The sequence below is a fragment of the Rhizobacter sp. P1_G5 genome (assembly GCF_056405435.1).
In genome coordinates, this window is sequence record NZ_JBFUCB010000177.1 from 1 (window position 1) to 9,977 (window position 9,977).

Here is a 9,977-nt window from a genome sequence, read left to right on the forward strand (position 1 = left end):
GCTGCATGCCGATCCATGCGACGCCCGACAGCGTCAGGCCGATCCACACGCCGCTGCCGAGGATCAGGAACAGCGACGCGATCAGCAGCGTCGTCACCAGCAGGTCATTCATTGCGGCTTGCCTCTTCGGACACCGGCACCACGCGCCGGCCGAGGATCTCCAGCACCAGCTCGTCGACGAACGCGACCGCGAGCACCACGCTGCCGGCGGCCATGCTCAGCTGCGGGATCCACAGCGGGGTTGCGTCGTTGCCGGTCGAGATGTCGTGGAACACGTACGACTGCCAGGCGAGCTTGCAGGCATAGAACGCGGCCAGCGCCGCCAGGGCGCTCGCGGCGCCCAGGGCCCAGATCTCCAGGCGCCGGCGGGCCACGCCGTGCAGCGCGTTGAGCAGCAGCGTGACGCGGATGTGCTCRCCCTKCTTGAGSGTGTGGGCSAGCGCAAGGAAGCCGGTGGCGGCCATCAGGTAGCCGGCGTAGCTGTCGACGCCGGGCACGTTGAAGTGCAGTTGCCGGCTGACGATGGACAGCAGCACCGCCACCAGCAAGCCGACCATGAAGACCGCGGCAAGCGCGGCGCTGGCGTCGTACAGCGCGTCCAGCCCGCGGCGCAGCGCCGCGCTCACGGCTTGCGGTAGGCGTCGACGATGGCCTGGCCTTCGGGGCCGGCCTTCTGCAACCACTCCTGCAGCATCGTGTCGCCGACCTTCTTCAGGTCGGTCTTCAGCTGCGCGGACGGCGGCAGGATGGTCATGCCGTTCTTCTTCAGCAGCTCGAGGTACTCGGTGTTCTTGGTCTTCGACAGCGCCCAGCCGCGCGCCTCGGCGTCGGCGCCGGCCTTCAGCAGCGCGGCCTGGGTGGGCTTGTCGAGCGCGTCGAAGGCGGCCTTGTTGACCAGCACCGCGTTCTTCGGCAGCCAGGCCTGGGTGTCGTAGAAGTACTTGATGTGCTCGTAGGTCTTGGTGTCGTAGCCGGTSGAGCCGGACGACATGTACGACTCGATCACGCCGGTGGCCATGGCCTGCGACAGCTCGGCCGCCTGCACCGTGACCGGCTGCGCGTTGACGAGCTCGGCGATGCGCGAGGTGGCGGGGCTGTAGGCACGCCACTTGACGCCCTTCAGGTCGGCCGCCGAGTTGATCGGCTTCTTCACGTAGATGCCCTGCGGCGGCCAGGCCACCGCGTAGAGCAGCAGCATGCCCTGCTCGGCGAGCTTCTTGTCGAGCACCGGCTTCTGCGCCTTGTAGAGCTTGGCCGATTCGTCGTAGCTGTCGGCCAGGAAGGGCAGGCCGTCGGTGCCGAAGATCTGCCACTCGTTCTGGTAGTTCACCAGCAGGATCTCGCCGATCTGCGCCTGGCCGCCCTGCACGGCGCGCTTGATCTCGGGCGCCWTGAACAGCGAGGCGTTGGCGTGCACGGTGATCTTCAGCTTGCCGCCGGTGGCCTTGTCGACATCGGCGGCGAACTGGGTCAGGTTCTCGGTGTGGAAGTTGCTGGCCGGGTAGGCGGCGGGCAGGTCCCACTTGGTCTGGGCCCAGGCCGGGGCGGCGAGGGCGGCCGAGAACAGGCAGGCCAGGAGCGGAAGACGCACGCGCATGTGAGGTACTCCAGGGATTGATGGCGGCCAGGGTACGGAAGCCGGGGCCGGACGACCATACGGACTTCTACGCTTTAGCAAGGTCTGTTCCATCGGGGTCGCCGAGGGCATCTGCAAAATCTCTGCAAAGTCGCCGCCAAGACTCGCCCGCGAAGTCCGACTCAGGGAGATGACATGGACAACGTGCGGTCGAGCCAGCGCTGCGGCAGGCGACGGATTCGTGGGCTGATACGGCGCTGGTTAGTACCGCCTCTCATCGGCTGCCTGGCGCTGGTGACGATGTCGGTACCGGCGACCGCGCAGCGCCGAGCGGTCGGCGCGCACGATGGGGACCTGGCCGTCGTGCGCGGGATCCTGTCGCAGCCGGAGTCCGATATCGATCTAGCCTCGGCCAAGCTGTCGATCGATCGACTGATGGATCCCTCCGTCGACGCGCAGGCCACGCTGCGGAGCCTGGATGCGATGGCGGCAAGCTTGAAGGCGGCGATTCCGGTCGGCGCGCCCTCGCGGCTGAAGCTGGAGGTGTTGCGCCAGCACCTGTACACCGCCAACGCGTGGATCGGGCACCGGCCGTATCACTACGACCTCGACGATCCGCTAGGCCGGAACCTGCGCAACAAGCTGCTGACCGTTCATCTGGAGACCCGCGCCGGGAGCTGCATCTCGATGCCGATTCTGTTCGTCGTGCTGGGGCAGAAGCAGGGCATCGATCTCACGCTCGCGACGGCGCCGAACCATGTCTTCGTCAAGTACCGCGATGAGCGAGGCGAGTTGTTCAACCTCGAGGCGACGAGCGGAGCGGGGTTCACCCGAGATGTGTGGACGCGCCAGCAGTTCCTGATGACCGACCAGGCCGTTGCCGGCGGCGTCTACATGCGGCCGTCGAGCAGGAAGGAATCGGTGGTCGTCATGGTCGGCACCTTGCTGGAGTTCTACGAGCGGCAGGGGCTGCGCGAACTGCAGCTGAAGATGTCCCGGATGGCGCTGGACCACAACCCGCGGGACGTGGCGGTCATCCTTCACCAGCACGCCGCGTCGCTCTGGTTCAGCAACCTGCTCGTCAATCGGTATGCGACGCCCGACGACATGCCGGCTGCAGAACGCGCGTCGTTCGTGAGGCACGAGGTCGCGCTTCGGGCTCTGTTCCAGCGCGCATGGTCGCTCGGCTGGCGACCGGCGGATGAGGCGCAGGACGCGGCGGTTCGTCAGCGCGCCGCGAAGGCAAAGGCAACTCAACTGGAGAAGACGAAATGAACATCGCATCGGCTTTCGCCGTTCCGCTTCTGTTTGTGGCGCTCTGTCAGCCGCAGGCTGCAGCTGCGCGCTACGTGGAGAGCGATCCGATTGGATTGGCGGGCGGGGTCAACACCTACACCTACGTCGACGGGAATCCATTGAGCTACGTCGATCCGCAAGGACTGGCAACGTGTGTCTACTCCGTCAGCACGGGGCGCATGGACTGCATGCGCAATGGGAGTGAGAAGTTCACGTGGTCCGGAACCTTCGCTTCCGGCAACAACAGCGTGGCCGGGTGCAAGAACAATGCGGATTGCGAAAGCATGGAAAGCGTCGGGCCGATTCCGAGAGGGTGCTGGCTTTGGAGTGGAGGCAAGACCGGCAAGCCCGGAGGGCGAACACTGGCGCCGTTGCCGCCGTTGTCGTCAACGCCGTTCGGCCGGGATCTCTTTCGGACACACAGCTGCCTGAATCCTTTCGGACCTTCGACGGCGGCTCCCTACTGCTCGGAGGGGTGCGTGACCGGGACAGCGAGTACGGTCGCCGATCTGAACAGCCTGATTGACTCGGAACCTGGGAGTGTGATGTGCGTGGTCGATTGATGACCGTGGCGACCTTGTTGCTTCTTGCTCTTCCGGCAATGGCTGCGCCGGAAGACGAGGAGCAAGACCGCATCGGGGGAGAGTTGATTTTCGAGATCGTGAAGGTGCTGGCGTCCACACCGCACCTCGACACAGAGGTACGCGGCACGCTGGGTTCCTCTCTGGAGTTCTCGTTCCTCCTCCTGCAGCGCTCCCGGACGAAATCATCTGCAGAAGCCTTGGCCCGGACCGTAGTGCTTCGAATCGATGCTGGTGGCGGCGAGAGCAGGACCGAAGCCATCCTGTCAAAGGGGGCGGAAATGTTGCCGCTGCTGCGGAAGATTCAGCCCGGTGACGTCCGGCGTCTGTGTACCGGCGCGATGGGTGTCGCCTGCATGAGCGAGGGAGACGTCGCGCGCGAGATTGCTGATCTGTCCGACGCGTTGATTCATGGGCGGGTCATTCCCAACTGAGGTCCACGGACGATGAGGTCTTCAAGGCGGTTGTTTCGAACGGTGCTCGGTGGTGGCTTGATCTGGCTTGCCGTCCCCGCACTCGCTCAGACGCCGGTTGAGCGTTGTGCTGGCGCCATATGCCTGCGTGACCCGCAGCTGACGGAAGAGGCCTTCGTGCGGAGGTTCGGGCCAGGCATGCTGCTGACGGACGCGGATGAACCCGGGCTGCATCGCCACTGCTACTTCCTTGACGCTTCGCCGCGGTGGGTTCTCGTCACGTTCGATCACGCCTCGACGCAGCGGTCGTCGGAGTTGGTGAGCATCCTGATCAGCAGCATTGAGCTCTGTGCGCTTCGTGTTCCTCCGAAGATCGACATGGGGCCGATGGCCACAGAACGCGGTATCTCGCTTGGGCAACGACGCAGTGACATCGAGCGCGTTCTGGGCCCTCCGCATCGAACGGATCAAGTCGAGGGCGGATCGGATATCAACCATTCCCCCCGGCTCGGCCGAACGAGGCTCGTCTACGAGATCGAGAACGACACGCTGTTCAACTTCTTCTGCTTGGGCGACACAGGCAGTCTCAGCAGCATCCTCCTGGCCGACACCCCGTGACGTGCCATCGACGGAGTCATCCCCCGATGGCACCCGCTAACGCTCAGTTCTTGCGAATGAACGCCAGCAGATCCTGGTTCAACCGCTCCTTGTGCGTGTCGGTCAGCCCGTGCGGCGCGCCCGCATAGACGATCAGCTGCGCCCCCTTGACCAGCTTCGCCGACGCCCGGCCCGAGATGTCGATCGGCACGATCTGGTCGTCGTCGCCGTGGATCACCAGCGTCGGCACGTCGAACTTCTTCAGGTCCTCGGTGAAGTCGGTCTCCGAGAAGGCCTTGATCGAGTCCAGCGTGTTCTTGTGGCCGCCCGTCATGCCCTGCAGCCACCAGTTGTCGATCAGGCCTTGCGAGACCTTCGCGCCGGGGCGGTTGAAGCCGTAGAACGGGCCGCTCGCGACGTCCTTGTAGAGCTGCGAGCGGTTCTCGATCTGCGCCTTGCGCAGGCCGTCGAACACCTCGATCGGCACGCCGTTCGGGTTGACCTTGCCCTTGACCATCTGCGGCGGCACGGCCGAGACCAGCACCGCCTTCGCCACCTTGCCGGTGCCATGCCGGCCGATGTAGCGCGCCACCTCGCCGCCGCCGGTCGAGAAGCCCACCAGCACCGCCTTCCTGCCCTTCAGGTCGACGGCCTCGATCACCGCGGCCAGGTCGTCGGCGTAGTGGTCCATGTCGTTGCCGTCCCAGGGCTGGCTCGATCGGCCGTGGCCGCGGCGGTCATGGGCGATCACGCGGTAACCCTGGTCGGCCAGGAACAGCATCTGCGATTCCCAGCTGTCCGAATCGAGCGGCCAGCCGTGGCTGAAGATCACCGGCTGGCCATCGCGCGGGCCCCAGTCCTTGTAGTACAGCTGCACGCCGTCCTTCGTGGTGATGTAGCTGCCCGCAGGCTGGGCGGCAACTGCCGCCGGCTTGGCGGCAGCCGGTGCCTTCTGCGCGGCGTTCGCGGCGCCGGCAAAAGCGGCGACGGCCGAGAGAGCGATCAGGGATTTGGTGAATGCATTCATGTGAGGCTCCTGGATGAAGAAAGGATGTATTGCGCTTACGAAAAGATCGTGTACGAAGTAAAAATCAGGTCTTGGTGTCGTGYGTCATGGCATCGGTCGTCGAGGGTGAAGGAAGGAGGAGGGGAGAAGCAGAGCGCCGCGTCAGGCCGCTGCGTGCCCGAACATGCGGCCGCGCAACGCCAGCAGGCGGTCGCGCAGGTCGAGGATCTCGGCCACCGGCATGTCGGCGGCGGTGGCGATGCACTGCGGCAGGTGCGCCGAACGGGCCTTGAGGGCGCGGCCGGCGTCGGTCAGCGTGACCAGCACTTGGCGTTCGTCGACGGCCGAGCGGGTGCGGTCGATCAGGCCGGACGATTGCAGGCGCTTCAGCAGCGGCGTCAGCGTCGGCGAATCCAGGAACACCCGCTCGCTGATCTCGCCGACGGTCAGGTCGTCGCGCTCCCACAGCACCATCATCACCAGGTACTGCGGGTAGGTCAGGCCCAGGTCCTTCAGCAGGTCGCGGTAGACCTTGTTGAAGCCCAGCATCGTCGAGTACAGCGCGAAGCACAGCTGTTGGTCGAGTTGCTGGGGGAAGGGGGTGTTGCGTGCCATGGGGCGAATAATACATAGCGTGCAATCTATTTGCAAGCAACTTATCAACTCCAGCGATCGGACCCGTGCCCACAATGCCCGCATGAACCACCGATTCGTCGAAGCCTTCTACTGGGTCGTCACGCTGAAGAGCGTGTCGCGCGCCGCCGAGAAGCTGTTCATCACGCAGTCGGCGATGTCCAGCCGCATCGCCGCGCTCGAAGAAGAACTGGGCGTGCTGCTGCTCGACCGGCGCGACAAGCAGTTCCGCCTGACGGTGGGCGGCCTGCGCTTCTTCACGCACGCGCAGCGGCTGCTCGCGCTGCACCGCGAGATCAAGGCCGAGATGGGCGCCGGGGCCGGTGGCGCGCAGCGCACCGTCTCGCTGCGCATCGGCGTGATCGAGTCGGTGCTGCACTCCTGGCTGATCGACTGGGTGCATCACATGCGCAGCACGAATCCCGATTTCGCGCTCGAGCTGACGGTCGAAACCACGCCGGTGCTGGTCGACCAGGTGCAGCGCGGCGCGCTCGACCTGGCCTTCGCTGCGCTGCCGACCTCGGGCGAGAACCTGCGCAGCCGCGCACTGCCGCCGATGGAGATGGTGTTCGTCGGCCACAAGGACCTGCACCGAAAGCGCCGCTACACGCTCGCCGACCTGGCGCAGCTGGAGCTGCTGACCTTCCAGCGCGGCTCGCAGCCGCACGTCGCGCTGCTCGACCTGTTCCGCGAGGCGGGGCTGGAGCCGCGGCGGGTCCATGCGATCTCGTCGATCTCGGCGATGGTGCAGCTGGTGGAGGGCGGCATCGGCGTCGCGACGCTGCCGCTGGCCGCCGTGTTGCGGCTCGCCGAGCGCCTGCCGATCAAGCCGCTGGCCTGCGAGGTGCCGCTGTTCCCCTTGCCGGTGCATGCGAGCTGGCGCGACGACCCGACCTCGTCGGTGGCGATCGACGTGCTCGACGCCGTGTTCGACTACATCGGCGTGCCGAAGACCGGTGCGAAGACACCGAAGAAGCGCACCAAGAATGGGTGAAAACCCCAACTTGGATCATCGAAAAAATCGATGAGCTGAGCGAAAAATTTCTTGTTTGCGGCAGCGTGCCCKAGGCCAACACAATCCGCTCCATCCGCAAACCCATCTGCCGCCAGGGTCTTGTCATGAAGCCTGAACAAACGTCTTCCAGCGCATCGCGAGCCCGTGCCGAGATCCGCGCCGGCCGCCATGCCAGCCACACCAGCGGCCTGGCCGACGACCACGTGCAGGGCAACCTGGTGATCCTGCCGCAGGCGCTCGCGAACGACTTCCTGCGTTTCTGCCAGCGCAACCCGAAGCCGTGCCCGGTGCTGGCCGTCTCCGAGCCGGGCGACCCGATGCTTCCGACGCTCGGCCACGACATCGACATCCGCAGCGACGTGCCGCGCTACCGCGTGTGGCGCCGCGGCGAGCTGGTCGACGAGGTCACCGACATCGGCACGCTGTGGCGCGACGACCTGGTGAGCTTCGTGATCGGCTGTTCGTTCTCGTTCGAGCAGGCGCTGCTGGATGCCGGCGTGCCGCTGCGCCACGTCGCGCAGAACCGCAACGTCGCGATGTACCGCACCAGCATCGCCACCGTGCCGGCCGGGCCGTTCCACGGGCCGATGGTGGTCTCGATGCGCCCGCTGAAGGCTGCTGACGCCATCCGTGCGGTGCAGGTCACGTCGCGCTTCCCGTCGGTGCACGGTGCGCCGGTGCACCTGGGCGACCCGGCGCTGATCGGCATCGCCGACATCGCCCGCCCCGACTACGGCGATGCCGTCGATGTGATGCCCGACGAGCTGCCGGTGTTCTGGGCCTGCGGCGTGACGCCGCAAGCCGCGATCACGCAGGCCCGCCCCGAGTTCTGCATCACGCACGCGCCCGGCGCGATGCTGATCACCGATTTGCTGAACACCCACATCGCCAGCCTCTGAGTTCCCGTTCTTCCTTCAACCTCGTCCAGGAGCAGTCCCCATGCAACATCCGCAGCCCCGCAGAAGCGTTCTCCAGGCGCTGGGCGCCACCTTGTTCGGTCTGGGTTTCGGCACCGGCGCGCGCGCGCAGTCGGCCGAGGTGAAGATCGGCGTGATCTACCCGCTGACCGGCCCGGCCGCATCCACCGGCGCCGAGCTGAAGAATGCGCTGGAGCTGGCCGCCGACATCATCAACAACGGCGCGAAGGGTGTCGCCGACCTGCCGTTCGCCGCCGGCGGCGGCCTGCCGAAGCTGAAGGGCGCGAAGATCAAGCTGGTGTTCGCCGACCACCAGGGCAACCCGCAGACCGGCGCGACCGAGGCCGAGCGCCTGATCACGCAGGAGAAGGTGGTCGCGCTCGTCGGCGCCTACAACAGCAACGTCACTGCCACCGCGAGCCAGGTGTCCGAGCGCTACGGCGTGCCGTTCCTGAACCCCGAGTCGTCGTCGGCCTCGCTGACGGCGCGCAACTTCAAGTGGTTCTTCCGCACCACGCCGYACGACGACTTGTTCGTCCACAACTTCTTCGATTTCCTGAAGGAGCTGGAGGCGAAGAAGAACTTCAAGATCGGCGCGATCGCGACCTTCAACGAGAACACGCTGTGGGGCAACGAGACCACCAAGCTGCAGGCCAGGCTGGCGCCGGAGAAGGGCTACAACCTGGTCAAGCAGGTGACCTACCCGGCCAAGAGCACGCAGCTCACGTCGGAAGTGCAGACGCTGAAGGCGGGCAACCCGTCGCTGGTGATGCAGTCGTCGTACCTGGGTGATGCGCTGCTGTCGATGAAGACCTACAAGGAGCTGGGCTTCTCGCCGGACATGATCCTCGCGAACAACGCCGGCTTCACCGACACCGAGTTCATCAAGACGCTGGGCAAGGATGCCGAGTACGTGATCACGCGCGAGGTGTGGGCGCTCGACCTGGCCACGCGCAACCCGCTGATCAAGCAGGTCAACGACCTGTTCCTCGCGCGCTACAAGGCCAACTTCACCGGCAACTCGTCGCGCACCTTCACCGGGCTGATGGTGCTGGCCGATGCGATCAACCGCGCCGCGTCCACCGAGCCGGAGGCGATCCGCAAGGCACTGTCGGAAACCGACCTGCGCGCCGAGAACCTGATCATGCCGTGGAAGGGCGTCAAGTTCGACAGCACCGGGCAGAACACGCTGGGCCGCGGCATCCTGGTGCAGATCGTCGACGGCAAGTACAACACGGTGTACCCGTTCAACCTCGCGACGCGCGAGGTGACCTGGCCGATGCCGAAGTGGGACCAGCGCAAGTAAACCGGCCGCGAGGACGTCCACCATGACTGCAGAGATCCTTCTCCAGACCCTCGCATCCGGCGTGCTGATCGGCCTGATCTACGCGCTGGTCGCGATCGGCCTCACGATGATCTTCGGCGTGATGGACATCGTGAACTTCGCGCACGGCGAGTTCCTGATGCTCGGCATGTACGCGAGCTTCTGGCTGTTCGCGCTGTACGCGCTCGACCCGATGCTCACGCTGCCGCTCACGGTGCTGATGCTGTTCGCGTTCGGCGTGCTGCTGTACAAGCTCGTGATCCGCCGCATCATCGATGCGCCGATGCTCAGCCAGATCTTCACCACCTTCGGGCTGATGATCCTGCTGCGCGGCGTCGCGCAGTTCCTGTGGAAGCCCGACTTCCGCTCGATCGAGGGCTCGTGGGTCAGCGGCAGCGTCAAGCTGGCCGGCATCCAGCTTGGCCAGCCGCAGCTGGTGGCCGGCGTCGGCGCGATCGCGGTCACCGCGCTGGTGCATTTCTTCCTGACGCGCACCCGCCTCGGCGCGGCGCTCGAAGCCACCGCCGCCGACAAGGAGGCCGCGCAGTTGATGGGCATCGATTCGCACCGCATGTTCGGGCTCGCCTGGGGCATCGGCGCGGCCTGTGCCGGCGCGGCC

The 9,977-nt window shown here is 65.9% G+C and carries 12 protein-coding genes; 8 read left to right on the forward strand and 4 right to left on the reverse strand.

Features of this window, described 5'->3' with window-relative positions; genetic code table 11:
* Positions 1-104 precede the first annotated feature (104 nt).
* Positions 105-614 (reverse strand): TRAP transporter small permease, encoded by a 510-nt coding sequence (locus AC1D12_RS14265; protein WP_477841091.1) that lies wholly within the window; start codon positions 612-614, stop codon positions 105-107.
* Positions 615-622: 8 nt separating this feature from the next.
* The gene (locus AC1D12_RS14270) at positions 623-1,597 is read right to left on the reverse strand and encodes a TRAP transporter substrate-binding protein (RefSeq protein ID WP_477841084.1); all 975 of its coding nucleotides are present in this window, start codon (positions 1,595-1,597) and stop codon (positions 623-625) included.
* Between the two features lie 174 nt (positions 1,598-1,771).
* Here AC1D12_RS14270 and AC1D12_RS14275 point away from each other — a divergent pair, with 174 nt between their 5' ends.
* The 4 genes from AC1D12_RS14275 to AC1D12_RS14290 are packed head-to-tail and all read left to right on the forward strand — an operon-like array spanning position 1,772 to position 4,484.
* Positions 1,772-2,851, forward strand: a complete 1,080-nt coding sequence (locus AC1D12_RS14275) for a transglutaminase family protein (RefSeq protein ID WP_477825037.1) — start codon at positions 1,772-1,774, stop codon at positions 2,849-2,851.
* Positions 2,848-3,435, forward strand: a complete 588-nt coding sequence (locus AC1D12_RS14280; RefSeq protein WP_465113345.1) for an RHS repeat-associated core domain-containing protein — start codon at positions 2,848-2,850, stop codon at positions 3,433-3,435. Before AC1D12_RS14275 ends, AC1D12_RS14280 begins: the two co-directional genes overlap by 4 nt.
* Positions 3,435-3,887 (forward strand): hypothetical protein, encoded by a 453-nt coding sequence (locus tag AC1D12_RS14285; protein WP_465113346.1) that lies wholly within the window; start codon positions 3,435-3,437, stop codon positions 3,885-3,887. Before AC1D12_RS14280 ends, AC1D12_RS14285 begins: the two co-directional genes overlap by 1 nt.
* A gap of 57 nt (positions 3,888-3,944) precedes the next feature.
* Positions 3,945-4,484, forward strand: a complete 540-nt coding sequence (locus AC1D12_RS14290; protein WP_465113347.1) for a hypothetical protein — start codon at positions 3,945-3,947, stop codon at positions 4,482-4,484.
* A 43-nt stretch (positions 4,485-4,527) separates the two neighbouring features.
* Here the strand turns inward: AC1D12_RS14290 and AC1D12_RS14295 are convergent, their stop codons facing one another.
* Both AC1D12_RS14295 and AC1D12_RS14300 read right to left on the reverse strand, forming a co-directional pair.
* Positions 4,528-5,490: an alpha/beta fold hydrolase gene (locus AC1D12_RS14295; RefSeq protein WP_477827646.1), complete on the reverse strand. Its 963-nt coding sequence runs from the start codon at positions 5,488-5,490 to the stop codon at positions 4,528-4,530.
* A gap of 141 nt (positions 5,491-5,631) precedes the next feature.
* Positions 5,632-6,084: a MarR family winged helix-turn-helix transcriptional regulator gene (locus tag AC1D12_RS14300; protein WP_047506144.1), complete on the reverse strand. Its 453-nt coding sequence runs from the start codon at positions 6,082-6,084 to the stop codon at positions 5,632-5,634.
* A gap of 82 nt (positions 6,085-6,166) precedes the next feature.
* Here AC1D12_RS14300 and AC1D12_RS14305 point away from each other — a divergent pair, with 82 nt between their 5' ends.
* From AC1D12_RS14305 to AC1D12_RS14320, 4 genes are all read left to right on the forward strand, one after another.
* Positions 6,167-7,096, forward strand: coding sequence for a LysR family transcriptional regulator (locus tag AC1D12_RS14305; protein WP_477827645.1), 930 nt, complete (start codon positions 6,167-6,169; stop codon positions 7,094-7,096).
* 125 nt (positions 7,097-7,221) lie between these two features.
* Positions 7,222-8,016, forward strand: a complete 795-nt coding sequence (locus tag AC1D12_RS14310) for a putative hydro-lyase (RefSeq protein WP_477841086.1) — start codon at positions 7,222-7,224, stop codon at positions 8,014-8,016.
* Between the two features lie 40 nt (positions 8,017-8,056).
* The gene (locus tag AC1D12_RS14315; RefSeq protein WP_477841088.1) at positions 8,057-9,340 is read left to right on the forward strand and encodes an ABC transporter substrate-binding protein; all 1,284 of its coding nucleotides are present in this window, start codon (positions 8,057-8,059) and stop codon (positions 9,338-9,340) included.
* A gap of 22 nt (positions 9,341-9,362) precedes the next feature.
* Positions 9,363-9,977, forward strand: a 615-nt coding sequence (locus AC1D12_RS14320) for a branched-chain amino acid ABC transporter permease (protein WP_477841089.1), incomplete at its 3' end; no start/stop codon positions are given.